Raw genomic sequence first — 14,461 nt, 5'->3', positions numbered from 1 at the left:
CGTTACGGGCGTAGGTTCATTCACATTCAAAGAAAACAACGTTAAAAATGCGACGGGGCAGTCGCTTTCCGACATAATCCCCGATAGTGTTATCGAGTTAATCGAAGAGGTTAACGATAGTCTTCATATTTCGGGTCGTAATGTGGGGTGGGTGGTGTAATGGCAATCGTACCATTAAAACAAACGGTCACAAGGCGAAGGAAGTCGGGCGATCTCGATATATGGGGAAATCCTTCGGAAGTCGAAACGGTCGAGCTTAAATGTCGTGCGGTCGAGGGTTCACATACAACCACCGATCGAAATAGTCAAATGCACGGCGCTACGATCGTAGTCGATCTCAAATTGTTACTAGATAAGCTAGCCGATATTACGTATGCGGATGAAATAGAGTATGTCAATGAGTTAGGGACGGCATACAAAGGCAATCCGAAAAACATTAACATTCAGCGGGATTTCAGCGGTAATCCGTTAGTGACCGTGGTGTATATCTAATGGCTGCGCTAACGTTCGATCTAGGTAGCTTTAACAGTAACATGACGAGGATTGCTAGCGGCGCAGATGCAGCGGGGACACGGGCTATGCAAGATTGCGTAGATGATCTCGCTAGGATTTCGTCGAATATCGCGCCTATCGATAAAAGTAGTCTACGTAAATCACACAAGAAGAGTGTTAAGAAAGAAGGCGGAAACATAGTCGGAGAAGTCTCGTTTTCGGCGTACGGTCGCGGTAATTTTAATTACGCAATTGCGATGCATGAGTGGTCGTACACACCGAGTCAAGCGGGATCGTTTAACGGCTATGCGGTCGGCGCTAAATATCTAGAACGTCCGTTAAAAGGCGAATCGCAAAAGTACCTAACATGGTTGGGCGAAGGTATTCAGAAGGGATTGAAGTAGATGGACATCGAACAGACGGTAGCCTACGTAAAATCGCTAGTGCCTAATAACACGTATTATGCGTTTAGTTATCCCACAACTTCGAAAGACGATTGCGTATTGGTCTTAATTCATGGCGGAATGCCTACCGAAAATACGGGCGTAAGACGACCGACATTGCAATTCTTAGTACGGGGGAAACCGCACGATAGCGGCGGCGCATTAAAAACGGCACTAGCCTTATACGAGGCGTTCAAGTACAAAGAAGATTTTCTTATCGGCGATACGTCGGTTTCTTATATACAGGCATTACAATCCTATCCGATATGGACGGGAACGGACGAAGCGAAACGTCCTATCTTTTCGCTAAACTTTCAACTAACTATCAGGGGGTAATTTATTATGTCAAAGAATAACACAATCAACGTACCGATCGGTGCTGCAATCGTAGAATACGGCGAAGGCGCTGATCTGATTAAGTTCGATATTACAAAGGGTGGTATCTCCTTCGGAGTATCTACGTCAGTACAAGAAGTTACAGTCGACCAGTACGGTGAAACACCTGTTAAATCGATCATGAAAGGTCGTAAAGCAGAAACGACTGTACCATTCGCATTACACGATCTTAAACGATTATCGAAAGTAATGCCGAACTCTAAATTCGTAGAAAGCGGCGACAAACAAGCGTTGTACGTATCTGCGCAAGCGGGCTTCGATATGTTATCTACTGCGAAGAAAATGGTTATCAAGCCAACCGATCCGAACGCTACGAAAAACGACTGGATTACAGTACCAAACGCAGCGGCATCGGCTGATCCTGACTACACATTCGATCCTGATAATGAGCGCATTGCGAATATCACGTTCAATGCATTCCCTGATACTGACGGCACTCTATATATCTTAGGTGACGAGTCGATCAAGGAGACTCAAAACTAAAGCAATCAAAGCTAAATAATAGCGAAACTAGGCGAGGTCTTCGGACTTCGCCTTTTTTTGTTGTTGATATGTAAAATGTATCGCCGAGAAGTCGATTTTAAGACGATTATCTTTTGTTTCGTAGGTATATGGTCATTAAATCGCAAATTTAGGTGGAGGTATAACCTGTACAAGTGTAGAATATGAAATAAACAACGTATGAAGGTGAAATGAGTAACGTATGCGTGATTGATTAGTAAGAAGTGGAGGACGTATTTATGAAGGTCGGAGACGTTTTGAAGGCGTTGATAACAACGAAGAGTGCCGTATTAGCAAAGGAAATAGGTATAGGAGAGAAGAAGCTGCGAGACACATTAAGAAGCGTTGGTTATGAGTATCGTAATAGTGGCGATAAAGGATGGCACTTCGTAGGAGAGGGTGATCAGCCGCTTGAAAGAAACATACAAGACTTCATTAACGTGCGTAAAACGCGTGTACAACGTAAGGGTAACGTACAAAGAACGGTCAAGGTGTCAACCGAAGATGAAACATATAACGCATTAACGCCGCATGAGGTAAGTGCTTTACGTGATATGATTAATGAATGGGGAACGATTAAAGATGCTATAAATACCGTAGTAACAACGCGCGAAGGCGTGGCAGAGACATCGCATAGTATTAATGATCTGTATATAAGAGTTAAACAAGAAATAGAGCCTCAAAAGAAGATGCGCAAAACTTTAAATGTCAATGAGGGCGTAGGAAAAGCACTTGACGAATTCGCAGAAAAATTCCGACTAGATAAGCAGGATATAGTAGAGCTTGCATTGTATGATCTGTTCGCAAAATATGGCGAGAATTATAAGGATTGAGAAGAGAAAAAGAAAAGATAATAGCGAAGATACGGGAAGCCTTGGCGGGTTTCCCTATTTTTTTTTGCACGCAGCGAAGAAAGAGGGCGTAAAAAAGCGATTAATAGGGAAGAAAATACGCTGAGATTAACGATTCTGAGCCGATAACTTTTGGATCGCGGGTAGTATCGCGAAGATTCGTCAGAATGCGCTTGTCGGCGATGATATGCGACGAATACTGACATCACGTCGGGTTTAATACAAAAAATAACTTGATTTTAGTAGAAAAATGGCGTTACAATGGATACAACTTAATATTGAACGTGAAAAAGCGCCTACCGATTGGAAGTCGGTAAACGCTTATAGTTGCTAGTTTCGACGCCAATCGATTCTAGCGGCTTCCAGTATCCTACACATACTGGATTAAATTTATGTATTCATTATATCGACTATGCCGACATTCTGCAAGTGGAATTTGTTGTATGTGCATATACAGTCTATTGAGCGATACTCTTTTAATCCCGTACGGTGGGGATTACTGGGGTATCGCTTTTTTACGTTCAATATTAAGTTGAAACGTGGAAGCCAAACCACGAAGGAACGTCGAGACGACGTACTTTAAAAAATCGACAGGTTACGGATTAACCGTTGCAAACTAATCCAACTCGCAGGGGCGTCCTATTCCGTCGGCTGCGAGCACGGCGAGAACTTGCCTAGGCGTGTAGTCTAAAAGGTTCGGGTGGTTATCGTTAGCGTTATGGCGCTAGGGAATACGCTCAGTTTGTCACGCAGGGACGATATTGCGGGGACAAGCCGAGAAAAAGGGCGTATGCGGTGAAAATCGCTGAGTGAATAGGGTCTTCTGACCGACCAACGAGGTGCGGCATGGTAAAGACGCTTATCTTTCTATTCTGTTAGATTACTTTTTGTAGTCTTTCAGCATAGGGGATAAGTCTGTCAACTTCCCTCCCTGCCTCGGATTAGCATGGTAAAGGGCGTCAAAGAAAAGTCAAGAGATTTTAAGAGATTAAGAGAAAATAACTACCACTATCCACGGCTAGAGGAAAATATAGATAACTATCACTAACTAAGTTTAGAGAAAAACGGATTTAAACGAAATTTAGATTAATAACTATATAGGAGAATACGAAAAATTATGAGTAAGAAGAAAAAGGAAACACGTAAAGAGAAGGAAAAGAAGGCTATGAGATTAGCAAGAGAAAAGCAAGAAAGAGGGGAACTGTTAACGGAAGAAGAGTTGGGATTAATAAAGAAATCAGATGCGATGGTTAAAGGAGTTTTGAAGCATAATAGTACTGATTTGAACTTAGAACAACAAAGTTGGGAAAGAGTGAATAAAAGGTATAATGATAGGGTTTGGAAAGGTTGGAGGGAATCTGATGGGGTGAATTATCCTGTCAGTGGTTCAGGTGCAAAATCAATAAGTAAGAAGAAGTAAGGCGGCTATACTGTCGGCACTTCGAAGAATAATAAGAAATGGATTCAAAAGAGAGTCGATAGATATAATGCGAGAGTTTGGCGAGGTTGGAGAGAAAAAGAATGATTTATGAAAAAGCGTAGTTATCTAAACAGCTTATCGTGTAGGTTATAAGCCGAGAAATAATAATACGGCTTTCCAGATGCTCGTATATGAGTTAATAAAGTGTATAGTGGTTTATTTATATTTGAAACTATTATCGTCCGTTATATGCCTTATTATGCCGTTATAGATTGATGTAAAAGGAAAGACTCTCGGAACATTCGGAGGTGTCTTCTAATGTTGGATTTTATTGTGATTGAATTATCTGTATATTGATATATAATGTAAAAACAACCGTTATTTCAGGTAGGGTTATAGTAAAATTTTGTATGTAAATGGTAATTAAAGGTTGCGCAATAAAGGACGAAGTCACATAATATAATTTATGGAATATCACGGCGATACCACTCGCTAAATGCGACGCTGATATAAGGAGCATGCGGACACCACACAATGAAGTTAGATAAAATACCGCATAGAGAGTGCTATATTGTAGTTTGTGTAGGAATATATTACCTTAATGAACGGGCAAGGTGAATGCGGAAATGGTCGGAAATGACGAAGGGAATCTCCCCCCCCCCGCCGACGGCATAGGACGGAAACCGACGATACCACTAACGCATTATATTTGAATTTAACAATATATAGAAAAAAGAAAGTGTTAGGATTAACCAACCTATCGCTTTTTTGTTTTTTATGGTTTTTTAACCAATTTAAGGAAAGTGTGCTTTTTGGTTGACTTGTGTAAACTAAAGGTGTATAATAAGGATATAAAGAAAAGGAGGTGAAAACATGAATTTGTGTATAATCTTAGGTGCTGTTATAGCAAGCCTTAATCAATTATCAGGATTGATTAAAAATCTCTTAGATATGTATTTCAAGGTTAAAGAGGAAGGAGCCGCTCCCACCAAGAAGACGACTCAAATTAACCACAGGAAGAGGGAAACCTCTCCTATACCTAAGATTATAACACATTCATACTAATTATGAAAAAATTCATATGGAAAAATATCCCTGTTGCTTTATTTCTGATTTTTGTTTTAACAATCCTTGATTATAACAACCTAGGTACTGGGGGTTATATCTACATTATTTTTACTGGAATAGCTCTATTCTTAATGTTGATTAATATAATTACCTTGTATATAAAGGAGAAGAAGAATGTTTAATTTTGAAACAAAAGAACAACTAACAAAATTTATACAAGATGAAATTTTAAATTCATCGGAAGCATTAGATATTCTCGGGTGTTCTAGACAGTATTTAAACAAACTGATAAAAGAGGGAAAACTAACACCGATTAAAGAGACAACTCGCGATAGACTATTCTACAAACAAGATATTGTAAACAGAAAATCTTTAATGAGAAAGTAAAAGTGTTTTGTTTTCATTTCCTGATTATTGGTAATGTATAGAGGAAATAGCAAGATATAGCTAAAAGAAAAAAAAGAAGCGGACGGCAAATTGATGCGTACCGCTTTTTATTATGTCCGCATACATGGCGTATATTCGTTTATTTATAGCGTGCCCTTATTACCATTTCGGTGATTATCGCTGCGGCTACTGATAGGGCGAAGATTACGCCGAATGATGCGACGTATAGATTTCCGAATGCTTTCGCTACGCACATAAATACGAATGCGAATACGATTAGGAACGTTATATTTCGATTCTTTTTCATAGTATATTCGTGAATATTTCGTGTTATAATTAAGTAATAGATAGAGCGTGCTGTCACACGCCCTACGCTATTTTACTTTCTTGAGAATCGACTAGCGATTTTGAATCTACGCTTTTTCTTACCATCTTCGTTTATGTACTCAAATTCCCACTTGACTGCAATGAACGGTAGTAAGTATTTAGCGATATCAAATCCGTATGTCGATATGAAGTGTAACACGATATCCACTTCGTAACCTCCTTTCGAAAGTATTGTACTCTCTCAAGCACATATTCATTATAACATTGATATCGCCGTCATGTCAACTTTATTTAAAAAGTTTTTTTGGCGGTGCTATTTTTATGCCTATTTTCCCCTCTTTATCGTATTTTATTACATAAAAAACGCCTAGAATATACAAATAAGTAGCGATTAGAATTCTAAAGAACTATATATATACGCTAGAATGTACGGTAAATGTGCGGTAAATAATCGACAAATATACGATATCATATTTTAGCCGATTCATTTCTGCTATATTTAGCGTTAAAAATATACAAATATAGGTTGTTAATGTAGATAAATGTACGTTAAATATACGACAAATATATCGTTATTTAATGCGTTAATCAGTCGATAGAATATACCGATGTAAACTATTAAAAACTATATTCGATATTTACGATACACGATATGGACGTTGATATGACGCCGTTCTATCGCTAGGATTTTGTTTACAAATAGCGGAAATATGTATACGAAAGTTTACGAATATTGAATATCATACAGTCGTATAATGTTCGTGTTTTTTCGTTTCGTTAGCACGGAAGGGCGGACGGGGACGGCTTCCAAAACTCGGGGGGTCTAGAGTTTAATCGCATAATCGCAATATTATACGACAAGGACAGGCGAACTCTTTACGCATCATGTAACAGATAGACGGCACTTCCTTTATTTAGCTACCGTTTCATTAATACAGTTCGGTAAGTTTGCGTAATGTATAGAATTATGCGTAACAGAACGGAACAATGCGGATTTATCCGCCGTTAATCGCATTAATATACATAATGCCTGCTAGTCCCGCCATATCAACGTTTATGGTGTGTGCGTTTCTATCCGATAGTTTACATAATACATTTTTTTACGAATAAATATATAGTATTGAGTTACATGAGTTAATTTAAATACACACTCTTTGCTTAAATTATTTAAAATTATAAAGAAAATCATTTTTCCAAAATATCACCTACTATGAGTGCGTTATAACTTATAAAAAATAGGAGAGGTTTCCCTCTCCCTGTGGTTAATTTGAGTCGTCTTCTTGGTGGGAGCGACTCTTCTGTATTTCTTCTCTAACCTTGAAATACATATCTAAAAGATTTTTAACCAATCCTGAGAATTGATTAAGGCTTGCTATAACAGCTGCTAGGATTATCCAGTTCATGTTTTCACCTCCCTTGTTGATATCTCTATCTTATCACTTTAATTGACACGAGTCAACTAAAAATTACATCTTTTTTAAAATATGGTTAAAATAGTATGAAACTAGAACGCAATATCTTCTAAAATATTACCTACTATGAGTGCGTTATAACTTATAAAAAATAGGAGAGGTTTCCCTCTCCCTGTGGTTAATTTGAGTCGTCTTCTTGGTGGGAGCGACTCTTTTGTATTTCTTCTCTAACCTTGAAATACATATCTAAAAGATTTTTAACCAATCCTGAGAATTGATTAAGACTTGCTATAACAGCTGCTAGGATTATCCAATTCATGTTCTCACCTCCTTGTTGATATCTCTATCTTATCACTTTAATTGACACGAGTCAACTAAAAATTACATCTTTTTTAAAATGTGATTAAAAAGCATAAAAGTAGAACGCAATCTTTCTTAAAGGATTACTAAATAACTAGGATATATTGTGGTTAGCCCACGAATACAATGCTATACAAAATAGGGGGTTATATAGTGCCTATGTTTATGCGTACCAAACCACCATATCATTTGACCAATAGCCCGCACTATATTAACAATAGGTAACTACCTATATACAATACCTCGATACACATAGCCCGCTATACAATGGGGTGATAGGGTAGTCATATACAGTCGTCTGTGTGCTCTTATATTAATATTGTATTTAGTATTCTTATCAACTATCTATCAGAGTCTTAGACGCCTTATACTTAATAGGCTACATGCAATGCTATATAGGGTTGATACCACCACACTACACCACACTGTAACTATCTAATGCGTGTGAGAGAGTGGAGGCAGTGAATAGTTATCTGTTATCTTCTTCTTCATTTATGTTTTGTTTTATTAGTTGAAAAGAATTGAAGAGAAAGAATCTTTGAAACTTAACTGATTAAAAGAGAATACAAAAACTTTATTCATTATCTTATTCATTCAATCGAAATCATTTGCGAAAGAAGAATGCTTTTAAATCAGTGTTTCTTTTAATGCATAAAACTTTTTCGAAATCATTTGTTCATCGAAAGTCTTTCGAATGCTTTTAAATCAACGTTTAGAAGAGAAAGTCGAAAGTAACAAAATGTCATTGTGTTTCATTCTTCATGCATCGAAATGAATGCGGTATTCACCAATCGAGCCGCCCCGAATCGAAATTCGCCGAACCCCCCAACCACCCCGTCGAAGCCCCCGCAGCAACGGTATTCACAAAGCGCGCACCATTTTTACCTCAGGGCGTTGATCTCTCACGAAGTCTTGCCGCAGCGGGTTACCCGAAGTCTAACGACACTTTTGCGCAGCCTATACGAATTCCTTCACGTAGTCCTACCGAAGTCCTACCAATATTCCTATTTTATTCATCCTATCGCTCTCCTACCGAAGTCCCTACGTAGCCAATCACGTAATCTATCATTTAAACGTTTCAGATCGCCCTGTATGCGTTCCTAGTCTTTTTCTAATGTATTTACTCTCTCGATGTAGTTGTCCCATCTAAGCGAGATCAGGTGCTATTATTCACGAGAATTTACTAACATGCTAACCCCGCCGTACCTGCATTTATGTACGTGAAAGGGAACCCGAGCAAGACAATAAAAATATTATCGACGTTAACCCAAATCAAAACAGTGCAAACGTTTATATAGGCGCAAGAAGATTGACGGCATGATTAATTTTTGTGCGTGTACGGATGTATATAACAAAGAAACTGAAAATGGTGCGTTTTATCGCATATGTCAGGATCTCGATTTTTATCTCTACATTCCGCAGTATAAGGCTTCGATGTCGATATTATACGGGATTATCGCGTTTATATTAACGTAAGCACGGCGGCGGATATTATTTAAAAGACTTTTACGCCTTATCCTATCCTATGCGTAATAGAAGAACAAAAAAGAACATAGTTATATTTTTTAGTTATAGTTCTTTAGTTCTTGTAAATCTAGTTGACCTGTAGCGGGCTGCATATAAGAAACGCAGTGTACTTCCTATGAGAAACGCAGTGTACCGCCAACTCATACGCAGTTCATTGCCTCATACGCAGTTTACCGCTAAATAGAAAAGGAGCGATCAGGTAATGAAAACAGAAAATCTAGTCCAACAAGTAGAAGAAACGTTACAAGAAATCAAGAATCACGAGAATTATGCTAAGTCAGCAGCGGATATCCAAAAGGATCGGATCGATCAGCCGATGTTCGATAAATCTATCAATCCTAAAGAAAAAGATCATACGCTAGACTTTATTAAAATGCCGACCAACCTGCGCTACTACTCATATATGCAGGACTACGGCATAACAGAAAGTGCGCTGATCCTATACCAAATCATTATCGATTTTTTCAACAAAGACGAAAAGAAGGCGTTCCCGTCGCAATATCGCCTAGCGATGGAAACGGGAAAATCTATAAGAACGATCAACCATAATATGAAGATCCTGCAAAATGTCGGCTTAATTACGGTCAATCGACGCGGATTCGGACGCAGCAACGAGTATATACCATTATTGCCGCTAACATTAGATGAATTACTCAAACGATTCCCAAAAGCCGAGGAACGTTACTACAAACACGCGCTAGCAGTCGAGAAGATTCGCAAGAATGACGAAGAAAAGAAACATGAGATCGTGCGGCGCATTGAACAACGCAAGGGAAGCGGCAGTAATGACAATATAGGGGACATGAGTTTCTAAAAACAATCGGAGGTAACGGAAAATGAAAAACACGGAAAAGAAAAGCGGAGATAGATCAATATCGAAACGATCGGAAGACCTAAAAGACGCGCTCAACGAAGGTCGTCAAAAATACGGTGATGATTATCTCGTAATCAATAAAGGGACGGAATACAAGCCGAACTGGGTAGCCGTAAAGCATCCAAACAAAGGAAATGCGGGTATAAAGGACGCTTCGTGGGAGCGAAATCCTATAAAAGTTAAATAGAAGAAAAGCAAACTATAAAAATAATCGGAGGTAACGGAAAATGAAAAACATGGAAATCAAAATCGAACTAAACGAGGAATATGCAGCAGAATACGGAAAGGGAAAGGCGGAAGCAAAAGAAAGCAACGTCGTACCATTCCCGACATCATCAGACGCAGCAGCATCCGATCAAATAGAAGTAGTCGATGCAGAAACGCTAACAGATCCGAAAAACGTCGCGCAGCGTGACGAGTATATCGAGAGAATCGATGTATTGACGAAAGTCGGTGGCTTGTTACTACTAGAAGGAACGGAATTAGCTACGGCGAGACAGCTCGCTGAGTATTACGAAGTTAATATAGAAGCAATAAGAAAGATCGTTACACGACATCGATCGGAATTAGAAAGTGACGGTATGATCAATAAGACATATTCCGAGATTCAAAAAGTATTAGGACATGATGTCTCAATACTTTCTAGCGGCGTATCTTATCGTGGAGCAAACGTATTTTCAAAGCGCGCGATCTTAAGAATCGGTATGTTGTTACGAGATAGCGAGATCGCTAGGGAAGTTCGATCGCAATTATTAAATATCGAAGAGGCTGCGACAAATGAACAACGTACGGCAGCTATCGATCAAGAAGACGCGCTACTACTAGCAATGATCAAAGCGAAAGATCCAATCACAAGCGCCACGGCGATCGCAGAATATAGCGAATTCCAAAACGCAAGGATCAAAAAGGCGGAAGAGGCTGCGGAAAAGTACGAAGGTAAGGCGAATAAGTTCGATCAGTTAATAGATCAATCGAATTTATTAACAATGACCAACGTAGGAAAATCATATTTAGGCGGTGTTTCTGCTCAGGAGCTTAATCGATTCTTAATAGATCGCGGCATTCTATATAAAAAGCAAATCGACGGTGTTCGATTATATAGGAAGGGATACGAGAAATATTTCAGAGTCGTAACGTATGACATCGGGCATAGGACGTTAAAAGTAACGATAGACGGCGCCCTATTCATCGCAGATCTATACAAAAAGAGCATAAAATAAAAAAAAAGTTTGCATAAAATATGCAAAAAGAGGCGCTCAGATATACATATATATTGAGAAGGAGTATTTCTTTTTCTCCCTATTAGATCCCCGCTTTTATAGTGGGGTTGTATATTTTTCATCACTGATCGGCGGGGTTGTCATTGCCTCGTCGTTTCCCCTATTGTATCGGGATCCGCAACCCGATAAACTTCTACTACGATTATTAACGTTGGATCATCTACCGTTCTTAAATGCTTTCCGTAGGCGCTCGATCTTCGCCGATTCCGAACGGCTTCCCAATCGCGCTTTTTACGTTATTTTCTTTATATGTGCGCTGCGCTCTTCGTGGCGGCATATTTTTTAATCTATCACGCATAAATCATGCGAAATAAGGAGGCGGAAACATTGGACAAACCTACATATAATGCTTCGATACTTGCATTAATTTTAAAGCTCGCTCAGATCACGCAATACGATTTGGCGCAGCTATTAGGAACGAATCAATCAAGTGTATCGAGATTTTTATCAGGCGAACAGAAATTACCATCCGAGAAAGCCGAAATTCTAACGGAATTGATCGGAACACATAACCTATTTTTATTAAGCGTATTCGACGGCAGCATGAGCGCTATAAGCGAAGATCTACGAAAACGATTAAAAACGAAAGAAGGCGATTAATGTGCGACCGCTATTAGTAGCTAACATTCACGAAATCCGAGGAACATCGTTTCTATATGCATTTTTATACGATGATAACGTTTTGTTAACGCAATTCGCAGCGCCAATAGACGAGAAGCAGCTCGCCGAGAAAATGCGATCGATAGTCTGGGATAATTGCAGCGATCAGCCTGCGTTTGACGTATGGACGAACACCGAAGCAATCTATACCGCTTGTCTTTCTGAGTCTGATATGACAGGGCATTTCAAAACGAAAGAAGCTACGGGCGAAACACTCCGATGTTACGAAGACAAGGAAATGCGAGACCTCTTCGTCGAGATCTACGAACTAGAAGATCCGAAAATCGAAAAACTACCGAAGTGGCGTGAAAAATTAATCTCACTACTGCAAAAGTGCATCGAATTACTAAAGGGGGAAGCGAAAAATGGAATGGAAACTATACGATGAATTCGCAGTACAAAACGAAAAGGCTCACGAGTTTGTCGCAGGCTATCGAGATAAGATACAAGCGGCAAAAGAAGAAGTAACTGCAGCCACGCTATCATATGAAAAGATCCTAAAGCAAGAATTTTCGGGGAAAAAGGTAGCGGCGCAAAAGAAAGCAGCGCTAGAAGCTATCAGCAAGGCTCAGGGCGCGTTAAAAGTCGCTGAGGACGAATATACCAAAGCGAATGACTACGCTGCTGCAAATCTAGCAGGAACGATCACAATCGATGATCTAGCGAATGATTGGCGAAGTAACTTCGTTCCAACCGTACGCAAAGAGAAAGTCGATCCACTGCGTCAAAAGGCGGAAAAAGGATTGCAAGCGTACTTCGAGGCAGTCGTAGAGATTCTACAAATCGAAAAGGAAAACGAGTGGGCGATCAACTTCATGAATGAACGCTTCCGAAGCCGTAAAGGCGCTCGACCTCTTATGCAGAATGCGGCAAGTATCGGAGATATTCCCGTACCGCCAAACAATGACGACTGGACTAACATTCTAAAGTATAAACAAATCCCTAAAAGATTCCAAAAATTATCGATATGTAAAGGCTAATCGCCTTTTTATATAAATAAAACAATGAAAGTCGCCAATAATTAGGTGGCTTTTTCTAATTCTAAGGAGGAAACTAATAATGGTAGTATACTCAAACGAACTAATCGGCAAAAAAGAAAGCGTAACAGATGAAATACTGTTATTAAATCCGCTACAAACACCTATGATCAACCTACTCGGATTCGGTCAAGCGGTTACGAACGTCGAACACGTATGGTTCGAAGATGAAATGTTCGCTCAGGAAGGCATTGTAGCGAAGGAAGCAGCGGAAGGCTCTACGGCGATCGAAGTGGAAAACGCCGAAGCATTCCGACCTAATCAAGTTATCCGAAATGGCGAAGAATTAATCTTAGTCGGCAAGATCGAAGGCGAAACATTAACGGTAGTTCGTGGCTATGCGGGAACAGTAGCCGAAAAAGTCGAAGTCGGCGCAACTCTAGAAGTTATGTTCGTAGAAGGCGTAGAAGGCGCAGACGCTCGCGACGCTCGTTACAAGCCACGTAAGCGTGTTTCTAATATCACGCAAATCTTCGACGAGACAGTCGAGCTATCGGGTACAGCGCAAGCGATCGCCCAACACGGTGTTGATAACGCGTACGAACTGGAGAAGCAAAAGAAACAACTAGAACTAGCGTTACAACTAGAAAAAGCAGTGCTCAGCGGTATTCGTTACGAGCGCGGCAATACTCGCATGATGCGCGGTGTACGTTCGTTCATTCAGACAAACGTGATCAAATCTAACGGCGCAGCAATCTCAGACGAGCATCTAATCGAAGCATTCCGAGCAATCTTCGAGAAAAGCGGTTCTACTGCTAGCGGTAACTACAAAATTATCGTAGGTGCTACACAAAAGATCGCTATCTCAGCGTTTGATAACGCTCAGATCCGTCTAGATCGTTTAGATAACGGACGCGGACAGGTTGTCGATCACTATATCAGCGACTTCGGCGCTGCTGAGATCTTAATCAATAACAATATGCCAGCGGGCGAAATCTTAATCATCGATGCGAATCGCTTATCTATCCGCCCATTAACAGGACGCGACTTCTCTCACGACTACTTAGGCAAAAAAGGCGATTACATGCGCGGAATGTTAGTCGGCGAGTACACGCTAGAAATGTTACAAGAAGCGGCACACGCTAAGATCGTAGGCTTATCGACTAAGAAATAATCGAAATGAATCGGCTAGGGCTTCGGCTCTAGTCGCTTTTTAATATAAGGACGGTGATGGCGTGGAAAATTACGCAAATCGTATCGAAGCAGCAAACAAGCATATCGACGCGTATGTCATTTCGAATGAAGATTGGCATGATGCGGACGAAGCAAAAAAGATTCGCCTAATGAACTCGGCTGATCGTACGCTACACAATAAATTCAAAGGTAACGAGATCCCCGATAATGCGATCTATGAATTTTCTGCGTTTCTAGCAATCGTTTATAACGATACGAATAAGATGCAGCAGCAGGGTATCGCGTCATTCAG

At 40.0% G+C, this 14,461-nt stretch carries 18 protein-coding genes and 1 pseudogene; 14 read left to right on the top strand and 5 right to left on the bottom strand.

What is annotated here, in order from left to right:
* Window positions 1-159: 159 nt before the first annotated feature.
* From MKX31_RS28980 to MKX31_RS28955, 6 genes are all read left to right on the top strand, one after another.
* Complete coding sequence (locus MKX31_RS28980; protein ID WP_340982016.1) at window positions 160-492, top strand: hypothetical protein; 333 nt, start codon at window positions 160-162, stop codon at window positions 490-492.
* A gap of 404 nt (window positions 493-896) precedes the next feature.
* Window positions 897-1,271 carry a minor capsid protein gene (locus MKX31_RS28975; protein ID WP_340982015.1) on the top strand — a complete coding sequence of 125 codons (375 nt, stop codon included), beginning with the start codon at window positions 897-899 and terminating at the stop codon, window positions 1,269-1,271.
* A gap of 180 nt (window positions 1,272-1,451) precedes the next feature.
* Window positions 1,452-1,814 carry a hypothetical protein gene (locus tag MKX31_RS28970; RefSeq protein WP_338141941.1) on the top strand — a complete coding sequence of 121 codons (363 nt, stop codon included), beginning with the start codon at window positions 1,452-1,454 and terminating at the stop codon, window positions 1,812-1,814.
* 257 nt (window positions 1,815-2,071) lie between these two features.
* The gene (locus MKX31_RS28965) at window positions 2,072-2,665 is read left to right on the top strand and encodes a hypothetical protein (RefSeq protein ID WP_340982014.1); all 594 of its coding nucleotides are present in this window, start codon (window positions 2,072-2,074) and stop codon (window positions 2,663-2,665) included.
* Between the two features lie 1,135 nt (window positions 2,666-3,800).
* On the top strand, window positions 3,801-4,103 hold the full coding sequence (locus tag MKX31_RS28960) for a hypothetical protein (protein ID WP_340982013.1): 303 nt from the start codon (window positions 3,801-3,803) through the stop codon (window positions 4,101-4,103).
* 1,242 nt (window positions 4,104-5,345) lie between these two features.
* Window positions 5,346-5,558: a helix-turn-helix transcriptional regulator gene (locus MKX31_RS28955; protein ID WP_340982012.1), complete on the top strand. Its 213-nt coding sequence runs from the start codon at window positions 5,346-5,348 to the stop codon at window positions 5,556-5,558.
* A 139-nt stretch (window positions 5,559-5,697) separates the two neighbouring features.
* On the opposite strand, the gene MKX31_RS28950 is transcribed toward MKX31_RS28955, so the two are convergent.
* The 4 genes from MKX31_RS28950 to MKX31_RS28935 form a co-directional block, all read right to left on the bottom strand.
* Complete coding sequence (locus MKX31_RS28950; RefSeq protein ID WP_170954435.1) at window positions 5,698-5,865, bottom strand: hypothetical protein; 168 nt, start codon at window positions 5,863-5,865, stop codon at window positions 5,698-5,700.
* Window positions 5,866-5,937: 72 nt separating this feature from the next.
* Complete coding sequence (locus tag MKX31_RS28945) at window positions 5,938-6,093, bottom strand: hypothetical protein (protein ID WP_154695902.1); 156 nt, start codon at window positions 6,091-6,093, stop codon at window positions 5,938-5,940.
* Between the two features lie 1,054 nt (window positions 6,094-7,147).
* Window positions 7,148-7,288 carry a hypothetical protein gene (locus tag MKX31_RS28940; RefSeq protein ID WP_340982011.1) on the bottom strand — a complete coding sequence of 47 codons (141 nt, stop codon included), beginning with the start codon at window positions 7,286-7,288 and terminating at the stop codon, window positions 7,148-7,150.
* Window positions 7,289-7,475: 187 nt separating this feature from the next.
* Complete coding sequence (locus tag MKX31_RS28935) at window positions 7,476-7,616, bottom strand: hypothetical protein (RefSeq protein WP_340982011.1); 141 nt, start codon at window positions 7,614-7,616, stop codon at window positions 7,476-7,478.
* A gap of 1,770 nt (window positions 7,617-9,386) precedes the next feature.
* Between MKX31_RS28935 and MKX31_RS28930 the strand changes: the two genes are divergently transcribed.
* The 3 genes from MKX31_RS28930 to MKX31_RS28920 are packed head-to-tail and all read left to right on the top strand — an operon-like array spanning window position 9,387 to window position 11,278.
* On the top strand, window positions 9,387-9,998 hold the full coding sequence (locus tag MKX31_RS28930; protein ID WP_340982010.1) for a helix-turn-helix domain-containing protein: 612 nt from the start codon (window positions 9,387-9,389) through the stop codon (window positions 9,996-9,998).
* A 22-nt stretch (window positions 9,999-10,020) separates the two neighbouring features.
* The gene (locus MKX31_RS28925; protein WP_340982009.1) at window positions 10,021-10,245 is read left to right on the top strand and encodes a DUF4148 domain-containing protein; all 225 of its coding nucleotides are present in this window, start codon (window positions 10,021-10,023) and stop codon (window positions 10,243-10,245) included.
* A gap of 40 nt (window positions 10,246-10,285) precedes the next feature.
* Complete coding sequence (locus tag MKX31_RS28920; protein WP_340982008.1) at window positions 10,286-11,278, top strand: phage antirepressor KilAC domain-containing protein; 993 nt, start codon at window positions 10,286-10,288, stop codon at window positions 11,276-11,278.
* A 229-nt stretch (window positions 11,279-11,507) separates the two neighbouring features.
* On the opposite strand, the gene MKX31_RS28915 is transcribed toward MKX31_RS28920, so the two are convergent.
* On the bottom strand, window positions 11,508-11,636 hold the full coding sequence (locus MKX31_RS28915) for a hypothetical protein (RefSeq protein ID WP_340982007.1): 129 nt from the start codon (window positions 11,634-11,636) through the stop codon (window positions 11,508-11,510).
* Between the two features lie 29 nt (window positions 11,637-11,665).
* Between MKX31_RS28915 and MKX31_RS28910 the strand changes: the two genes are divergently transcribed.
* The 5 genes and pseudogenes from MKX31_RS28910 to MKX31_RS28890 form a co-directional block, all read left to right on the top strand.
* Window positions 11,666-11,938 (top strand): helix-turn-helix domain-containing protein, encoded by a 273-nt coding sequence (locus MKX31_RS28910; RefSeq protein ID WP_240527247.1) that lies wholly within the window; start codon window positions 11,666-11,668, stop codon window positions 11,936-11,938.
* 1 nt (window position 11,939) lies between these two features.
* Window positions 11,940-12,386: a hypothetical protein gene (locus tag MKX31_RS28905; protein ID WP_340982004.1), complete on the top strand. Its 447-nt coding sequence runs from the start codon at window positions 11,940-11,942 to the stop codon at window positions 12,384-12,386.
* Entirely contained in the window at window positions 12,364-12,978 is a 615-nt protein-coding gene (locus tag MKX31_RS28900; protein WP_340982002.1) for a hypothetical protein, read from the top strand. The genes MKX31_RS28905 and MKX31_RS28900 overlap by 23 nt, the downstream gene beginning before the upstream one ends.
* A 76-nt stretch (window positions 12,979-13,054) precedes the next feature.
* On the top strand, window positions 13,055-14,149 hold the full coding sequence (locus tag MKX31_RS28895) for an SU10 major capsid protein (RefSeq protein WP_340982017.1): 1,095 nt from the start codon (window positions 13,055-13,057) through the stop codon (window positions 14,147-14,149).
* A 61-nt stretch (window positions 14,150-14,210) separates the two neighbouring features.
* Window positions 14,211-14,461 (top strand): annotated as a pseudogene (locus tag MKX31_RS28890) (hypothetical protein); the annotation flags it as partial.

The sequence above is a fragment of the Bacillus sp. FSL M8-0063 genome, assembly GCF_038005545.1.
GTDB lineage: Bacteria > Bacillota > Bacilli > Bacillales > Bacillaceae_G > Bacillus_A > Bacillus_A wiedmannii.
Note: the sequence above shows the minus strand (reverse complement) of the source record. Positions and strands in the feature narration are given on the sequence as shown.

Bases quoted from the DNA above. Each gene is read 5' to 3' on its own strand.
- MKX31_RS28900 (WP_340982002.1), top strand. From the start codon at position 12,364: ATGGAATGGAAACTATACGATGAATTCGCAGTACAAAACGAAAAGGCT.
- MKX31_RS28930 (WP_340982010.1), top strand. From the start codon at position 9,387: ATGAAAACAGAAAATCTAGTCCAACAAGTAGAAGAAACGTTACAAGAA.
- MKX31_RS28965 (WP_340982014.1), top strand. From the start codon at position 2,072: ATGAAGGTCGGAGACGTTTTGAAGGCGTTGATAACAACGAAGAGTGCC.
- MKX31_RS28915 (WP_340982007.1), bottom strand. From the start codon at position 11,636: ATGCGTGATAGATTAAAAAATATGCCGCCACGAAGAGCGCAGCGCACA.
- MKX31_RS28980 (WP_340982016.1), top strand. From the start codon at position 160: ATGGCAATCGTACCATTAAAACAAACGGTCACAAGGCGAAGGAAGTCG.
- MKX31_RS28950 (WP_170954435.1), bottom strand. From the start codon at position 5,865: ATGAAAAAGAATCGAAATATAACGTTCCTAATCGTATTCGCATTCGTA.
- MKX31_RS28920 (WP_340982008.1), top strand. From the start codon at position 10,286: ATGAAAAACATGGAAATCAAAATCGAACTAAACGAGGAATATGCAGCA.
- MKX31_RS28975 (WP_340982015.1), top strand. From the start codon at position 897: ATGGACATCGAACAGACGGTAGCCTACGTAAAATCGCTAGTGCCTAAT.
- MKX31_RS28935 (WP_340982011.1), bottom strand. From the start codon at position 7,616: ATGAATTGGATAATCCTAGCAGCTGTTATAGCAAGTCTTAATCAATTC.
- MKX31_RS28955 (WP_340982012.1), top strand. From the start codon at position 5,346: ATGTTTAATTTTGAAACAAAAGAACAACTAACAAAATTTATACAAGAT.
- MKX31_RS28925 (WP_340982009.1), top strand. From the start codon at position 10,021: ATGAAAAACACGGAAAAGAAAAGCGGAGATAGATCAATATCGAAACGA.
- MKX31_RS28970 (WP_338141941.1), top strand. From the start codon at position 1,452: ATGAAAGGTCGTAAAGCAGAAACGACTGTACCATTCGCATTACACGAT.
- MKX31_RS28940 (WP_340982011.1), bottom strand. From the start codon at position 7,288: ATGAACTGGATAATCCTAGCAGCTGTTATAGCAAGCCTTAATCAATTC.
- MKX31_RS28960 (WP_340982013.1), top strand. From the start codon at position 3,801: ATGAGTAAGAAGAAAAAGGAAACACGTAAAGAGAAGGAAAAGAAGGCT.